The following is a 17,489-nucleotide window of genomic DNA, read 5'->3' on the forward strand; positions in this document are numbered from 1 at the left end:
GTAAAGATTACTGTAAAATCAATGCTTTGAAACATATTATACAGTCATTTACTAAATATAAATTGTGAATTAATTAAAATTGAAAACATTCTTTGAAAGTTGAATAATAGGATATTAGGAAAGGTTTTGATTAACATAAATTATTTTTTGTGGAATAAGTTGCATGGTACAATTTATAGATAGTAGCGAGTAATTATATCATATAGTAATGTATTAGTAATATTAACAGAAACAGCTAGATATAATGTGATAGATATTGCTAGAATTAACTATTAGAAATAGGGGAGTAATATATGATTTTTGATACGATACTTTTTGACTTGGATGATACTATACACGATAGAAACAGGTCATTGTGTAGGTTTGTTGACCTTTTTAAATTAAAATATTTTGATAGCTTGGATTATAATAGTAAGTTAATAATGAAAGACATTTTTTTTGAAATTGATTGCCAAGGATATAAGCCTAGAGAAGAAATGTTTAAAGAGTTGCAAGATAGGATTTTATGGAAATACAAGCCGAATTTAAAAGAGCTAATTGATTTTTGGAATGTGGAGTTTCCTAAATGTGCTGTACCTATGCCCAATCTATATAATGTTTTAGATTATTTTATTGATAAGAACATAAAAATGGGAATTGTAACAAATGGTAATTCTGATTTCCAGAATACAAAAATAGATAAATTAAATTTGAGAAAATATATGAAAACTATTATTATTTCTGAAGAAGTTGGTATTAGAAAGCCTGACCCAAAAATATTTAATCTTGCTTTATCTAAAATAAATTCAAATAACAAAACGACATTGTTTGTTGGAGATAACCCTTTAATTGATATAAAAGGAGCAATTGATTCTAGTTTAATTCCTATTTGGTTAAGTCATGGACAAGTATGGAATATAAAAAACTATATACCAGAATATATTATTAATAATATTTTTGAACTTATGCAAATATGAGTAAAATAGTCTAGCTAACATAATTCGTATATTTCTTCTAATAGGTAACAACTATATAGTTAAGTAATTTTTTAGATACCGTATTATTCAACCTGAATATGCGGTATTTTTGTTTTGAAATTCAAATATATTATGCAATTTGTAGATTGAACTAAATCGCTAAAAGCGATAGCTGGTGTAGTGATTAAATGTATGAAAAAATAGAAAAAATTTTGAAGTATAAATATAAAATTACTTGGACTACATATTATTACTAACTCTCTTTATGATATATTTATGCTAGTGTAGAGATTTAATTATAGCTTATATGAGATAAAAAATTGAATAAAAAAGAATAAATGGAAGGATTTCATAGTTAAACATATAATTATATATTATGATATAAAAAAGGAGTGATGTTCTATGAGAAGTTACAACATATTTAATCATACTGTAAGTGATATGCTTCAAGCAAAGATCATAATGACTCAGTTAGCTATGCTTTGCTTGGAGCCTAATGTAACTGTTAGCTAAAAACTAGGCTCCCATAATACATAAGCTTACTTTTTCATAGATCTTTGCCTTAATTTACAAAAATTAAGGAGGAGCAGAAATATGGAATATGTTAAAGCACACAATGTGTTACCAGAGGAGATAATAGAATTAATTCAAGAATATATAGATGGGGAGTATTTATACATCCCTAGAAAAAGTGAAAATGAAAAAGCTTGGGGCGAAAAAAATGGAACAAGAGACAGCCTTAAGAAAAGAAGTAATGAAATTTACGAAAAATATACTTGTGGAACTAAAGTTTCAGAACTTGCAAATGAATACTTTCTTTCAGAACAAAGTATAAGAAAAATTATAAGCAAAGAAAGAAAATTAAGTTCCTAAATGTAGAATTAATAAAAAACGTCTTATCATCAATATAATTTTGATAATAAGACGTTTTTTGTTCAACTTTAATATAGAACTGTTTTGGACATATAATATAACTTTATTAAATAGTAGAATTATAGTATGTAAACTTTAATAAATTAAAAATTGATAATTATGATTAAAATTAATTTATTAGTAGATTTTGTAAGGGTGAACAGTATTTATCGGTTATATGAATTCTTAGATTAAGTTTAGAAGTGATACACCTATATGAAATATTTCAATATGAACTTAGACTATTAAAATAAAAGGTATTAAGGGGGAGTATAAAATGGAAGGGATAGTTATTAGAGAATACCAGCAAAAGGATTGGTCGCGTTTGATAGAAATTCACGACAATGCCCGCGTTGTTGAACTACAGCTTGCAGGACTGAGTGATGCGTTTATTCCACTTGCTGAGGCTGCTTTTAACGAAGGTCTGTTTGATTATAAGGTTTGCGTTGCCTTGGTGAACGATAAAGTACTTGGATTTGTTGCATATTCGGATGATGAGCTTGCGTGGTTGTACGTTGACCCAGTATATAAGAGTCGGGGCATCGGTAAATGTCTGGTTAAGTATGTAGTTGAAAACAACGCGAAAAGGCCTCTTTGTGTAGAAGTTTTGGAGAAAAATGAGCCAGCTATACATTTATATAAGTCAATGGGCTTTGAAACGGCTGATATATGTTCCGGAGCAATGCCAGGTAACGAATCATTTCGTGTTACAGTGTGCTGTATGCAGAAAATATAAGCATAATCTGAAGCTGATAAATTCGAATTTAAAGCATCAGGGGTTCGAAGATAGTATGGTTGAACAAGCTATATTACTTTATAAGCTTATTATCAAGCAAAAAGATAAATAACACATTAAATTACAGTACTATTCAAATGAATATGCGGTATTTTTTACGTCGCATTTCAAAAACAATGTGAACTAATAACTTGTTATACACTTAAAAGTGCATAAAATGAAAGGAGGTGAACTTTAGTAAGAGTTTGGTACTTACAATACACTCTCTTACTAAAGATAAATAATGAGAGAAAAGAATAAGACAATTGAAGATATAAAGGTAATTTTAAAAGATTTTCAGAAACAGTATAACGGAGGAAATCACTATAATGTAGAAGTTTTTGTTAAGAAGTTTTTTGTAGATGAGAAAGATACAAGTCTTATAGGGGCAGGATTAAATAGCTGGTGTTTTGGAATAGAAAATATAAAGGATGAAATAAATGGATACTGGACAAAGGAAGAAAAACATTTAAAGCATATGGAGCTTGATATAGATAATGCAGTTATAAATTTAGAAGATAAAGCAGCTGTTGTATCTGTTTCTGGCAAAAGCATAAGAAATATAAGTGAAGAAAAAATATATGAGAATATGATAAATAAATTATCTAAGGAATTAAATGATGACAATGTATCAAGGGGAACCTTAGCTAAACTTTTACATGAAATTTCAGAAGGGATATATAATACAATCTTGGGAGAAAAATATATAAGCCTAGAAGAAAATTATATAGAGCCTTTTAGAGTGACCATGGTAATGGTTAATATTAATTCAAAATGGATGATAAAACATATGAAGATATCCTTTAGTGGAAATGGATTAGAGATAACACCTGCTGATCATAATATTGAGGATAAATTTAAAATTATTCCAATAGAGAAGGAAGATAATTTAGAGATAAGTGAAATTCAAAAGGTATTACAAACCTTTCAAGAAGCTTATGATAAGCGTGATGTCAATTTAGTAGATAGCTATGGCGATGAGCTACTTCATAATGATGAAGAACTGTTTATATTTGGAACAGATCAAGGAGAAAATTTTCATGGATTTAAGGAAGGAAAGGAACTATTTGAAGGAGATTGGAAGTATTGGGGAGATTTTAATCTAAATAGAGAAAATGCATATATTTCTGTTTTAGATAATGTAGCAGTAGTTTATTCAAAGGCACTTATAGAATTTACTTGGGGAGAAGACAATGTTTCTCGCTGGCCTAAAATGAATTTAAATTACTATTTAGATGAGACGGAAAAATCTAGCAAGGAAATGACATATGGAATGCTAACAGCAATAGCTAATTGTCTAGATATTATAGTAAATGCTAAAGAAAAACCTCTTTATGCTATGAAATTCCTTGGAGTACTAGTAAAAAAAGAAGGCAAGTGGAAATTTAATCATATGCATTTTTCAGATATAGCTGAGTAAACACTAAAGCATATGAATTCTATGATGTAGTTTAATACAACTTTTATGTTTCATAATATAGAAGAGGAAAAATTGCAATTGAGTAATTTGGTAATTAGACCATATAAGCTTAAAAATAATTCAAGTAAATTGTAAGTGTTTTAGAAGGAAGTGAAGGCTCCATTAAAATGCACAAAAAACTTGGATGCGAACAGTAAGGTGTTTTAAGGCAAAATATTTATACAGATTGAAGATATTGTGATGAAATATGTTTTGGATTAACAAAAGAAGACTATTTAAAAAATATAGCAGAGAAATAAATTTAAAAGACTTAAACAACATAGTTGATTATTTTAACAATTATGTTGATATAAATAATTTTTATATTAAATGGTGGGGAATAAAATATGTATACAAAAACTGAAGTACTTAGTATAGCAAAAAAACAATTGGCGCTGGATTATAATTGTCAACCTTTAGACTTTGAAAAAGAGGGAAATACAATTACTGAAAATAAACTCCTAAATGGTATGCGTATCTATGGTGGAGATGATGAATTCTTCCTCAAAATAATTAGTATAGGGGGAAAAGCAATAATCTATGCTGATGAAAAAATAACACCCTGGCTTAAAGAAAATATCCTAAAGCAAAATGCCGAATGGTTGTTTGATTATCGTAAGCTTAGGGCTATAGATAATAAATTAAGAGAATTTGGTCATGAAATTGATGAGATGCCTCACTTTTATCTACCTAATCCTGTTACTTGCGATGTAAAGCCAATTACTACAATAAAATGGTTTCGAAAACAAGAGATATTACAATTTCGGGGAGATAGTAGATTTGAGCAAGCTTTTGTTTTTGATGATAATTACTCAGATGTTCTTGGAGTTGCTGCTTTTGATGGTGATATTATAATGGGGATGGCAGGGACTAGTGAAGATAGTAAAACTTTATATCAGATTGGTATTGATGTGTTACCTGAATATAGAGGAAAAGGTATTGGTACAAATCTAGTTGCATTATTAAAACAGGAAATGCTAAAGCGTGGAAAGATACCTTTTTATGGAACTTCAGTATCTCACATAATTTCTAAGAATATTGCTATAAATGCTGGCTTTTTTCCTGCATGGGCTGAAGTGTATTCAAGAAAATTAAAAGATTAAGTTAGAAAGAATTATATATTATGCGAAGGTGTATGGCATGGAGATGTATTTTTCCTATTTGATTCTTTAAAACGACAAAGAGATAAAGAGTTACTAGAGAGAATGTTTCATCATGCAGAAACACATCTCTCTTGCTTTAAAAAAGACTATGAAAATAATACAAGATACTTACATGTAGTCATTCCACCAGAATATGATTTGGTAAAAAAGATAGCAAAAGAGAGAGGGTATGAGTTATCCCAAAAAGTGGAGAGACCTTTAATACTTCCGTTTTCAGAAAAGAAGTTTGCTATTATACTTCCAAATGGATATAGAATAATTGATGGAACCCAAACACCAGATTTTTTTCTATCTAATACTCATATGTTTTCTTTTAACTATACACTTCCTATAGCAGAAACAGGGGAAAGAGGATTTCACGATTTAAGAAAAATGCCAGGGTATAAACCAGAGCTTGATTTATGCGTATTGGATGATGAAGGAAAACCAGTGGGATTTGCTATCATTTGGTACAACGAAAAAATGCCTTATTGTGAATTAGAGCCGCTTGGAGTTGTATGGTGGTATAGAAGAAAGGGAATAGGAAGGGCATTGATATATGAGGCAGCTAATCGAGTTATGAAGATGTCACCACAGTGTAGAGGAATGCTTGGAGGAGATCAGCAATTTTATTGGGATTTAGGTTTTAAAGTTGAGAGAATTAGTGAAATTTGGAATTGGAGAAAAAAATTTTAATAGTACGCAATTTTCATATAAAGTGTAACAAATATATAATTTAATAATTTATTCATAATACCGTATTATTCAACCTGAATATGCGGTATTTGTGTTTTGAAATTCAAATATATTATGCAACTTGTAGAAATTGCCAACTAATTAAAATTAAAAGTCGTTCTTTGAATACTGAATCATAATATATTATAAATTGTATGTTATTACATAAGTTGTTTGTTGTGTAATAAATTTAATAGTACAATTTATAGATAGTAAGGAGTAATTGTAGATATTATACAACAAGGACTGTTTGCATTTTGTTGATTTGAAATGAAGTGCAATGCTTATTAAAGGAGAGTAATAAGGTGATAACTACATTTAAAACGAAAGTTCTTACAACACAAGAAGAAATTGATAAAGTTACATCAATGCAATCATCAAGTCCGGAGCAAAATTACTACTTGAAGCAGGCTATTCAAGATGGAGAAATAAAGTTAGAAGATTGCTATATCTTAGAACATAATCATCAAGTGCTTGCACGCGCAATTATTATGAATGGTTGTTATTTAGGATTATATACGTTGGAGAATGTTAGTGAAGAAAGTGCAAATGAATTTTTGGCAAACGTTTTAAAGCAATATCCAAATAGGAAATTTAGAACAGACTTGTATTCAGACAAAAAGAATTATAACATTGTATTTTCAAGTTTATTAGCAAATGGATTCAAAGATATCACTCACAAAGAAAGCTATACTATCCAAGTAACACCAGTTTATAAAGACAGTAAATTATCATTTAAAGCTATAGATTTAAATGATGAAACGCTGTTGGTTGATTTGTTTATTCAAACTAGCAGAGATAATAAAGACAGCTCAATTCTAAAGGAAATCAAAGAAAAAGGACTGAAAGATGGTTCAAGAGATTTCTTTTTAGAATTGAAGCAGTTAGACTTCGAAAGGGAACTATGGGCAATAGCTTATTTTGAAAATAAACCCATAGGATTTATAATTATTACACGACTTACAGACAGTGATGCAGGGATTGGTTATATAGGCGTTGTACCTGAATATAGAGGAAATCATTTTTCACAGGATTTAATCTTTAAGGCAATTAGCCTCGCTTATCAATACAAAATAAAAAAGTTGATTGCAGATATTGATGTTGAAAATTATCCTATGAGAAATAATTTAATTAATTGTGGATTTACATTGGATTGTACTGAAATAAGCTTTTTGATGGAGTAGGAAGAACTTCATATTGAATAGACTTTTACAAACTAAATTAAACCTTCATTTAAGAAGAGAAAAATCGAAATATAGTAGTTATTACCCACCTATATCTCCATAGGTGGGTATCTTTATATTTATATTTAATATCCCTTAAGAAGCTATTTCTGTATGAAAAATTTTAGCTATTTAACTAGTTAAAATAGTTGCAATATTTCTAATATTGCAATCATATATATTTAAATAGGCAAATATTATTCATTCTTTATATTTAAGTACTTTAAATTATGACATTTTTAAATTTTATCTTAATTATTAATTGGAGGGGATATTAATGAAAAAACGTGTAATTGCATTGACACTGGCTATGATTCTAGGTATAAGCTTTTTACCTGGTTGCAGTAATAAGTCAGCTGATGACGACGTAATTAAAATTGGTGTTTTTGAGCCGCTAACTGGAGAAAATGGTGGTGGTGGATCTCAAGAGCTTGATGGCATTAAATATGCCAACAAAGTCTATTCAGAAGTACTTGGGAAAAAGGTTGAATTGGTTATTGTAGACAACAAGTCAGATAAAAGCGAAGCAACTACAGCAGTTACTCGTCTTATCGAAAAAGAAAATGTTGTTGCTATTATAGGCTCCTATGGCTCTGGAGTTTCAATTGCTGCTGGAGATATTATTAAAAACTCTGGTATTCCTGCTATTGGATGTTCTTGTACAAATCCTATGGTAACTCAAGGTAATGATTATTATTTCCGTGCTTGCTTCCTAGATCCATTCCAAGGTACAGTTATGGCAAACTATGCAATTAAAAATGGTGCTAAGACTGCTGCTGTTATTACTCAAAATGGTGATGACTATTCAACAGGTCTTGGAAATTTCTTCAAGAGTTCTTTTGTTGATTTAACTGGCAATAAAAATGCCATTGTCTCTGAAGGTGTATTTCAAACAAATGAGCAAGATTTTAATTCAATTTTAACTAATATTAAATCTGCTAATCCGGATGTAATATTTGCTCCTTCCTCAGTAGCTACAGCTCCACTTATTATAAAGCAAGCTCGTGCCCTTGGAATTACTTGTCCAATCATGGGTGGAGATACTTGGGAAAATCCTGCAATTGTTGATGTAGCGGGTGAAGATGCAGAGGGTATTGTAGTATCTACTTTCTTTGATGAGAATGATGCTACTTCTACTGCAGAAGCTAAAAAATTCGTTAGCGGCTTTAAAAAAGAACAGAAGGATTCAACTTCAATTATTCCAGCAGTTACTGCCCTTGGATATGATGCTTACATCGTTTTACTGGATGCTATAAAAAGAGCCGATTCTACTGATGGTGATGCAATTCGTGAAGCACTAGCTGAGACTAAGGATTTTGAAGGGGTTACTGGTACAATTAACTTTGATAAAAATGGCGATGCTATAAAGAATTTAGCGGTTATCAAAACAGTTAAAAATGGTAAGTTTGTATATTTAGATACAGTTACCGTTGAAAAGTAATTTTAATGATATATATAAATAGTTGTGGGGCATTTTTTGTGCTCCACGTTTTGAAAAATAAGAAAGGATGTGATCATAGCTATGAGCTTTAATATTTTTATGCAACATGTTGTCAATGGTATTTCTATTGGTAGTTTGTATGCACTAATTGCCATTGGATACACTATGGTTTATGGTATTTTACGTCTTATAAACTTTGCTCATGGTGATATTTTTATGATGGCAGGTTATTTTCTCATATTTACTATGGTAAATTTTAGCCTTCCTTGGTTTATTTCTATTCCTATAGTTTGCATTCTAACCATACTCTTGGGCGTATTTACAGAACGTATTGCATATAGGCCTTTAAGGAATGCACCCCGTATGTCTATAATGATTTCGGCAATAGGAGTATCATTTTTATTAGAAAATTTAGCAACATATCTTTTTACAGGGGTTCCAAAGGGCTTTCCAGAACTACCTATACTAACTCATATTATTCATGTGGGGGAGGTTTCCTTTCCTGTTGTATCTATAATAACTCCTGTGATTACTATTATTTTGCTAATAGCTCTTTTATATATTGTTAATCATACTAAGGTTGGTATGGCAATGCGTGCAGTTTCAAAGGATTATGAAACTGCTAGGCTTATGGGAGTCAAAATTAATTGGGTAATTGCAGTAACCTTTGCCATTGGGTCCTTACTAGCTTCAGTTGGGGCAATTTTCTGGGGCTCTAAATATCCTTCAATATATCCTTTAATGGGAGTAATGCCTGGTCTTAAGTGTTTTGTTGCCGCTGTTTTAGGTGGAATTGGTAATATTTTTGGAGCTGTCCTTGGTGGATTGATATTAGGTATGGGGGAAACTTTATTGGTTGCTTTTCTGCCCAACATGACGGGGTATCGTGATGCCTTTGCATTTATTTTATTGATTGTTATATTACTAGTTAAACCTACTGGACTTTTAGGAGAAAGGATTACAGATAAGGTGTGATAATATGAAAAAGAAACATAAAATAATTTATTCAATTTTATTCATTTTAGCTGTGGTAGTAATACTTATTCTACTGGACAATAAAATAATTGGTAATGCCTATATAAGACGTATTTTGAACCTGGCAATTATTTATGCCATAGTCAGTGTTTCAATGAACCTAGTTAATGGCTTTACTGGTCTCTTTTCTTTAGGCCAGGCTGGCTTTATGGCAATTGGCGCTTTTACTGTTGCAGTTTTTACAGTGCCTGTAGAACTTAGAGAGTCTATATTTTATATTAAACCGATGGCACCTTGGCTTGCTAATATAGAGCTTTCATTTCCTATTGCACTGCTTCTGGGTGGAATATTTTCTATGATTGTGGCACTGATTATTGGGTGGCCTGTACTTCGTTTGAAGAGTGATTATTTGGCTATTGCAACTTTGGGATTTTCAGAGATAGTGAGAATAGTATTTACTAATACACAATCTATTACTAATGGTGCCTTAGGAATCAACCGTATTCCTCCTATTAAAACTATGTGGGTGCCTTTTGGAGTTGCCTTTATCTGTATTGCATTGATGCTACTACTAATAAAATCTTCTTATGGACGTGCTTTTAAAGCTATTCGTGAGGATGAAACTGCTGCGGAGGCCATGGGTATTAACCTAGCACGCCACAAGGCATTATCCTTTGCAGTAGGTGCCTTCTTTACTGGTATTGCTGGAGGACTATATGCTTCATTGCTAACCACCGTTGACCCTAAACAGTTTTATTTCACATTAACCTATAACTTCTTACTTATTATAGTTTTAGGAGGTATGGGAAGTGTAACAGGAACTATTATTGCCTCATTCTTAGTAACCGGAGGCTTAGAATTGCTTCGTTTCTTTGATGAACCTTTATCTATAATGGGTGTAAATATTCCTATTTTCAGACCAGGACTAAGAATGGTTATATTCTCTTTATTATTAATGGCTATTGTACTGTTCTATAGTAAAGGGATTAGGGGAAATAAAGAATTTTCTTGGGACGATATTGCTTCTTTCTTTAAGAAAATTAGGGATAAGTTCTCTAAGGTTAAAGCTTCAGGAGGTGATATGGATGTGTAAGAATATATTGAGATTAGAAAATGCTACTATGCAGTTCGGTGGGGTGGTAGCTGTTGATAATCTATCCTTAGAAGTAAATGAAGGAGAGATAGTTACTCTTATTGGACCTAATGGTGCCGGAAAAACTACTGCTTTTAATGTTATCACAGGTGTATATGCTCCTACCAACGGTTCAGTATATTTTAAGGATGAAATGATAATTTCAAACTTTCCAAAAGGCTCTATGAAAAATCTTTATGCTGGACAAAATTTAGGTAAATATACTAAAACCATTGAGAAGACACCGGATAAGATTACTCGTCTTGGAGTGGCACGTACCTTTCAAAATATTAGATTATTTAAAAATCTTACTGTTTTTGAGAATGTACTAATTGCAAAGCATATGCGTTCAAAGGCCGGTTTTCTTTCAGCTACTCTACGTTTAAATTATAAAGAAGAGCGTTCAATGGTTAAAGAGACTATGGAGTTATTAGAAATCCTTAATTTATCTCACTTTAAGGATGAAATTGCAAGCTCACTACCTTATGGACAGCAAAGGCATCTAGAAATTGCCCGTGCTTTAGCAACAAAGCCCACTTTATTATTATTAGATGAACCTGCTGCAGGGATGAATCCACAAGAAACTGATGAATTAACTAATTTTATAAAGGACATTAAGGAAAAGTTTAATTTATCTGTTTTTGCCATTGAGCATCATATGGATTTAGTTATGGATATTTCAGATCGCATATATGTGTTGGATTTTGGTAAAATGATTGCCTCTGGAACCCCTTGGGAGATTCAAAGTAATCAAAGGGTGATTGATGCTTATTTGGGGGTGCATGAAGATGAAGAATGATAATTTATTACTTATTGAAAATTTAAATGTCTCCTATGGTGGAATTAAAGCAGTAAAAAATATAAGTCTTTCAGTACCTGAGGGAAAGGTTGTTACACTAATTGGTTCCAACGGTGCAGGAAAGAGTACCATCCTTCGTTCTATTGTAGGTTTAGTTCCTGCTCAAGGTGGAACAATTACCTTTAATGGGGAAAATCTTATTGGAAAACCAACGGATGAAATTGTATCAAAGGGAATAACCTTAGTTCCAGAGGGTCGTGGTGTATTTCCAAATCTTACTGTGGTAGAAAACTTAAAAATTGGTGGATATATGCGTAAGGATAGCTTAGAGGAAGATCTTGCTTGGGTTTATCAGTTATTTCCTCGTCTTAAAGAAAGATCATGGCAGATGGCTGGAACTTTATCTGGTGGTGAGCAGCAGATGTTAGCTGTAGGAAGAGCCCTTATGAGCAGGCCTAAACTAATCATGATGGATGAACCTTCACTAGGACTTGCACCAATTATTGTACAAGATATCTTTAAAATTATCAAAGAAATTAATAAAAGGGGAGTAACTATTTTACTAATAGAGCAAAATGCAAATTTAGCCTTGCAAACTGCGGATATTGGATATGTAATAGAAACAGGTAATATAACCCTTACTGGTATGGGAAGAGAACTTTTAAATGATGAATCTGTAAAGACTGCATATTTAGGCAAATCTAGAAATAAGAAATAAATATTAGCATTTTATAATAGGTGAACAGCACCCTGTCAAGTAGACAGAGCAAATAATAAAAAATATATGTTGATAAGGTATGATTTCGATATTCTATCGGAGTCATATCTTTTAACTTTTTCTGTAATCTCTTAGTATTATAAAACTCTATATATTCATTTATTGCTTGTCTCAATTCTTTGTATGTATTGAGCTTTTTTAAGTAATATATTTCTGATTTAAGGGCGCCCCAAAATCCTTCCATAGGACTATTATCAATGCAATGACTAACTCGAGATATGCTCTGAGATGCTTCCATTTTGTTTAACTTATGTTTAAATACTTTAGAGGTGGTAACAAAAATATGTTAAATCTCAATAAAAAATTTAGACTACAAAAAAGTACTTAGTAAATAACCTCTGTTATTTACTAAGTGCTTTTTTATAAAGACATAAGGCATCTTCAAAAAATAANNATACTTCCCATCTTTGACTTATTATTTATTTTCAGATGCCTAATCAAATCATATAAAATTTTTATAAATTTTATATGGTTTACTTTTATATTTTAAATACATTTAATTCTTCTTTTAACCCTTTTGAAAGCTCTTTAAGCTGTTTTGAAAAATTATTTATTTCATCTACTGAACTATTGAACTCCTCTGTAGACGCAGCAATTTCCTCAGTAGTTGCTGATAATTCTTCAGAAATTGATGTGCAATTTTCTATTTTTTCACTTATAGCACATTTCCCTTCAGCTATTTCATTAGAGCTAGTCTCAACTGCCTCTATTTTTGGTAACATTTCATTAATTAAATTTTCAATACTTCTAAATGAATCTATAGCTTTTTCTACACTTTCCTTTTGAGAGCGTATTTCAGCACTCATCATTTCCGTGGAATTTGTAATATTTTTATTTTCTACTATTATTCCACCTATTAAATTGCTAATTTCTACAGCTGACCCCTTACTTTGTTCTGCAAGTTTTCTAACTTCTTCTGCTACTACTGAAAAGCCTCTTCCACACTCACCAGCTCTTGCTGCTTCTATGGCTGCATTTAATGCTAAAAGATTAGTTTGCTCTGAAATTGAATTTATTATGTTAACTATGTTATTTACTGAATCTATTTTTACATTCATAGCATTTATAGTGTTTACAAATGATGAAAAGCTTTCTCCAAAGTTTTCTATAGATAGTACTAGTTTAGAAGTATCACCTTCACTTACAATTGCTTTTTTATGAATTTTTTTTGATGAATCATTTAGTAAACTTACATCCTTAATCATTTCATTTACCTTATAATTAAAATCATCTATGGAAGTGTTTATAGAAACTAAGTCATTAGACTGACTTTCATTACCTGCTGCTGTTTCTTGTACAGATTGAGTAATCCCATCCGATACATTAAGCATGTTTTCCGTTGTATCTGACATAGTTCTCATATTAGAATTTATTGTGTCCGAAGCCACCTTCACTGAAGAAATAATATTTTTTATACTTTTCTTAGTTTTTTCCATAGATCTATACATGCTTCCAATTTCATCCTTTTTTCGTAATTCCTTTTCCTCTATATCTCCTGTAAAATCTCCAACTGAAAAAGCATTTAATGCACTTTCAATTTTTTTGAAATTTTTAGAAAGACCATTTGCAATAAAATAATTAACTATGCATATAACTATGAAGCCCAAGAAAACAAACACAACCAGAACATATGATGTTTTTGTTAATGGCTCCATAATCTCTGCTTCTCTAATATAAAACCCCAGTGACCATCCAGATGTATCTTTAATTGGGTGATATGCTATATATTGATTTGCCCCAAGATTATTACCATATGTTACTTTATCTACTCCACTTTCTCCTGCCATCATTTTGGCTTCTAAATCTGCTAGATTCTTATATCCAGGTTCGGTTTCCAACAACTTTGTAGTATTATATTGGCTGGTTACAAGTTCAAAACTACTGTCCCCTACCAGAGTACCTTCTTTATTCATTACATAAGCTTGCCCTGTTTTTCCATATTTGATTTGTGAAACAATTTTAGAGAAATTTTCTGCTTTATCTACTACTGCTAAAACTCCAATTATCTTTCCATCATCTAACAATGGTCCAGAATAAATCATTTCATATTCATTAGTTACATCTGATAAATATGGACTAGTTACATGTTTCATTCCCTTCATTCCATCAATAAAGAATTCTTCATTAGATACATTTTTCTTTACTTCGTTATTTACAACATCACCATTTGCATTTATAACAAAAATATCAGTAAGATCATACTTGGACTTAAATTCATCTATTTTATTCCTTTTTTTATCTTCATTTACATCTGAACCTAACATACCACTATTAGAGATAACATCTGCAATCATTAATTTTTTATTTACTTCTGATGAAATTAACTGTGCACCTTCTGCCGATATTTCTTCCATTAAGCTTTTTATACTTGTAGTAATTACATTACCACTTATCAATCCCATTAATGACAAAATAGATAATAATATCACTCCAGAAGATATTAAATTTTTTATCATTAATTGTGCTTTAATTCCGTTAAAATTAAAATAACCTTTCTTTTCCTTATTATCTTTTCTCCCCATAACTTAAGTCCCCCTTCTTTATCTAAATATATTATTTATATCTAAACATTACTTTATTACATATAAATAGTCGTACGATATTTCATTTCCTTTATAGTTTCTATGGTATTTGTTATAATATTTTAATTTTTTAGATATTTTATAAATATATACTTCCAAGTACTCCTATAAATCTAGCAATATTTATGGGTTTAGTATTTTCTCCTGCAAATTCATCCTTTCAAAATGTAATTAATAAATAGTACATTGAACTTAGAAGGTATGGAATCATGATCATACTAGTTTGAAACTATTAGAGTTATGAAGATAAAATATTAGAAAATTTGAAATATATTGAAACGGTAAACATATTATGGTAACATTTACTTATAAATAAACAAAATACAAAAATATTTAGTAAATAATAAACGAATGTTGATTTTATATGAAATTTAATTATTGGGAGAAAAAATAGAAGATAATAGAAAGAAGAATAAGATAGATATGGATAGAGGGAAAAATTTTAAAGATTTACGTATTGATGAGTTAAAACAAGGATACGTTAAACAAGAAGATAATACAGGATATAACTGTATTTTTTGCGGCGAATATTTTGAAGAGGGAGTAATTTATTCAAGTAGAGAAAGAATGGTTAGTGCTGAAAAAGCTGTACAAGAACATGTAGAATATGAGCATAGTGGTACTTTTAAAAGTTTGATTGAATTAGATAAACAGATAAGTGGGCTATCAGATGTACAAAAAAGTATTCTTAACTGCATGCATAAACAAAAGGATGTTAAATTAATTGGAGAAGAAATGGGAATAAGTCCAGCTACAGTAAGATCGCACAAATTTAATTTACAAAAATTAAAGCGTGAAGCAAAAATATTCTTGGCATTAATGGAAATGGTAGAAAAAGAAGATAGTTCAACTAATAATAAAAAAGCTATTGATGATTATGAGGAGATCCGGAATATAGAACAAGCTACAAGTGAAGATATGTTTTCGTTAAATTCTCTACATCCATTTTTTACACAATTCAGATACAAATAAAAATGCATTTATTTTCAGATGCCTAATAGAAATATTGAAAAGGAAGGAGATATTATAATGGCTAAAGGTAATAAGACTTATGAAACCAAATTAGCAGATTTTAAAGACATGGTAAAAAAAATAGAGTATTTAAAATATACATTAAATTCTTTAGTATATTGGGATAAAATAACTAACATGCCAGAGAAAGGTCTTGAGTATAGAAGTGAAGTTATGTCTTATCTAGGTGGTGAGTTATATAATAGATTTTCAGATAAGAAACTGAGAAACTATGTAAGCTATTTTGAAGGTAAAAAGGAAAATGAAAAGTATGTTGACTCTATGATTAAACGTATTAAAAGAAATTATAGTTATGTAAGTACAATACCAGTAAAAGAATATACTCAGTACATAACTCTTATTGCAACGGCAGAGCGTCAATGGGAGAAGGCAAAAAAACAAAAAGATTTTACTATCTTTTCTCCATATCTTGAAAAGATTGTGGAAACTTTTAAATCTTTTGCTGAGTATTGGGGATATGAAGAGAACCCTTATGATGCATTGATAGGATACTATGAAGAGGGAGTAACAGTAAAAGAAATTGATACTATGGCTAAAGAGTTAAAAGAGTTTGTAATTGAGCTATTATCAAAAATTAGAGAAGAAGGAAAAGAAATAAATGATAGTTTCTTTAAAATCGAAGAAGAAATATCAAAAACAAATCAAAAGCAATTATCTGAAGATTTATTAAAAGCTATTGGTTTTGATTTTTCAGCTGGTCGACTCGACGAGGGGTCACATCCAACTACTTTAGCTAGTTCTCCAAATGATGTAAGGATTATAACATCCTATAGTGAAAATGATGTTAGAGTTGGAATATTTAATACCTTACATGAAGGTGGTAAAGGGCTTTATGAACAAGATATTGATGAAGAGCTTTTAGGAACTATGTTAGCAGAAGTTTCTTCCTTTGGAGTTGAAGAGGCAGAAGGTAGGCTATATGAAAATATTATCGGAAGAAGCCATGGGTTTTGGAAGCATTTTTATAAACAAAAGAAAGATGAATATAGTTGTATGAAAGATGTAACTATAGAGGAGTTTTATAAAGGGATAAATAAGGTTCAACCATCACTTATTCGTAATGATGCAGATGAATTGACTTATATACTACATATAGTTATTCGTTATGAAATAGAAAATGATCTTATAAATAATAGAATTAAAGTAGTAGATTTGCCAAAGATTTGGAATGAAAAATATAAGGAGTATCTAGGAGTAGAGCCTAAAAGTGATGATGAAGGAATACTACAAGATATTCATTGGGCGGCGGGATATTTCGGATTCTTTCCAAGCTACTTTATGGCAAATTTAATGTCAGCGCAATTTATGGCTTCCATAGATAGAGAAATAGGCCATATAGACAAATTATTAGAAGAGGGTAAGTTAGATGTAATTCATAAATGGTTATCAGAGAATGTTCATAGACATGGTGCAATATATTCACCAACCGAACTTGTAGAAAAGGCAACGGGGGAGAAGTTAGAATCTAAGTATTATATTAATTATCTTCGAGATAAATATTTCGAGGTTTATAATTTAGGCATCTGAAAATAANNTAGACAAGCATTC

Annotated in this window: 16 protein-coding genes; 14 read left to right on the forward strand and 2 right to left on the reverse strand. The window is 30.6% G+C overall.

The annotated features are described in order from the left end of the window. Nucleotides 1–293 precede the first annotated feature (293 nt). The 12 genes from B3W71_RS05760 (at nucleotide 294) to B3W71_RS05815 (ending at nucleotide 12,267) form a co-directional block, all read left to right on the forward strand. Nucleotides 294–956 carry an HAD family hydrolase gene (locus B3W71_RS05760; RefSeq protein WP_346887989.1) on the forward strand — a complete coding sequence of 221 codons (663 nt, stop codon included), beginning with the start codon at nucleotides 294–296 and terminating at the stop codon, nucleotides 954–956. Nucleotides 957–1,505: 549 nt separating this feature from the next. Further along, nucleotides 1,506–1,829 (forward strand): CD3324 family protein, encoded by a 324-nt coding sequence (locus tag B3W71_RS05765; protein WP_346888041.1) that lies wholly within the window; start codon nucleotides 1,506–1,508, stop codon nucleotides 1,827–1,829. Nucleotides 1,830–2,145: 316 nt separating this feature from the next. Then, a complete protein-coding gene (locus B3W71_RS05770; protein ID WP_346887990.1) occupies nucleotides 2,146–2,604 on the forward strand; it encodes a GNAT family N-acetyltransferase in 459 nt (152 codons plus the stop codon). 283 nt (nucleotides 2,605–2,887) lie between these two features. After that, nucleotides 2,888–4,063: a hypothetical protein gene (locus B3W71_RS05775; RefSeq protein WP_346887991.1), complete on the forward strand. Its 1,176-nt coding sequence runs from the start codon at nucleotides 2,888–2,890 to the stop codon at nucleotides 4,061–4,063. Nucleotides 4,064–4,449: 386 nt separating this feature from the next. Continuing rightward, entirely contained in the window at nucleotides 4,450–5,205 is a 756-nt protein-coding gene (locus B3W71_RS05780) for a GNAT family N-acetyltransferase (protein ID WP_346887992.1), read from the forward strand. Between the two features lie 102 nt (nucleotides 5,206–5,307). Beyond that, nucleotides 5,308–5,940: a GNAT family N-acetyltransferase gene (locus B3W71_RS05785; RefSeq protein WP_346887993.1), complete on the forward strand. Its 633-nt coding sequence runs from the start codon at nucleotides 5,308–5,310 to the stop codon at nucleotides 5,938–5,940. Nucleotides 5,941–6,284: 344 nt separating this feature from the next. Beyond that, nucleotides 6,285–7,163 carry a GNAT family N-acetyltransferase gene (locus B3W71_RS05790; RefSeq protein WP_346887994.1) on the forward strand — a complete coding sequence of 293 codons (879 nt, stop codon included), beginning with the start codon at nucleotides 6,285–6,287 and terminating at the stop codon, nucleotides 7,161–7,163. Nucleotides 7,164–7,479: 316 nt separating this feature from the next. Next, entirely contained in the window at nucleotides 7,480–8,643 is a 1,164-nt protein-coding gene (locus B3W71_RS05795) for an ABC transporter substrate-binding protein (protein WP_346887995.1), read from the forward strand. A gap of 81 nt (nucleotides 8,644–8,724) precedes the next feature. Continuing rightward, the gene (locus B3W71_RS05800) at nucleotides 8,725–9,618 is read left to right on the forward strand and encodes a branched-chain amino acid ABC transporter permease (RefSeq protein ID WP_346887996.1); all 894 of its coding nucleotides are present in this window, start codon (nucleotides 8,725–8,727) and stop codon (nucleotides 9,616–9,618) included. 4 nt (nucleotides 9,619–9,622) lie between these two features. Continuing rightward, entirely contained in the window at nucleotides 9,623–10,711 is a 1,089-nt protein-coding gene (locus B3W71_RS05805; protein ID WP_346887997.1) for a branched-chain amino acid ABC transporter permease, read from the forward strand. After that, on the forward strand, nucleotides 10,704–11,549 hold the full coding sequence (locus B3W71_RS05810) for an ABC transporter ATP-binding protein (protein ID WP_346887998.1): 846 nt from the start codon (nucleotides 10,704–10,706) through the stop codon (nucleotides 11,547–11,549). Before B3W71_RS05805 ends, B3W71_RS05810 begins: the two co-directional genes overlap by 8 nt. Continuing rightward, nucleotides 11,539–12,267, forward strand: coding sequence for an ABC transporter ATP-binding protein (locus B3W71_RS05815; RefSeq protein ID WP_346887999.1), 729 nt, complete (start codon nucleotides 11,539–11,541; stop codon nucleotides 12,265–12,267). Before B3W71_RS05810 ends, B3W71_RS05815 begins: the two co-directional genes overlap by 11 nt. Here B3W71_RS05815 and B3W71_RS19255 read toward each other — a convergent pair. Then, nucleotides 12,251–12,565, reverse strand: a complete 315-nt coding sequence (locus tag B3W71_RS19255) for an IS3 family transposase (protein WP_414631989.1) — start codon at nucleotides 12,563–12,565, stop codon at nucleotides 12,251–12,253. The two genes, B3W71_RS05815 and B3W71_RS19255, sit on opposite strands and share 17 nt — an antisense overlap. 241 nt (nucleotides 12,566–12,806) lie before the next feature. Continuing rightward, nucleotides 12,807–14,849, reverse strand: a complete 2,043-nt coding sequence (locus B3W71_RS05820) for a methyl-accepting chemotaxis protein (RefSeq protein WP_346888000.1) — start codon at nucleotides 14,847–14,849, stop codon at nucleotides 12,807–12,809. Between the two features lie 438 nt (nucleotides 14,850–15,287). Between B3W71_RS05820 and B3W71_RS05825 the strand changes: the two genes are divergently transcribed. Continuing rightward, entirely contained in the window at nucleotides 15,288–15,881 is a 594-nt protein-coding gene (locus B3W71_RS05825) for a LuxR C-terminal-related transcriptional regulator (protein ID WP_346888001.1), read from the forward strand. A 57-nt stretch (nucleotides 15,882–15,938) separates the two neighbouring features. Next, nucleotides 15,939–17,468 carry a carboxypeptidase M32 gene (locus B3W71_RS05830; RefSeq protein ID WP_346888002.1) on the forward strand — a complete coding sequence of 510 codons (1,530 nt, stop codon included), beginning with the start codon at nucleotides 15,939–15,941 and terminating at the stop codon, nucleotides 17,466–17,468. Nucleotides 17,469–17,489: the final 21 nt, after the last annotated feature.

The sequence above is a fragment of the Clostridium sp. UBA1056 genome (assembly GCA_002316385.1).
Lineage (GTDB): Bacteria > Bacillota > Clostridia > Clostridiales > Clostridiaceae > Clostridium_J.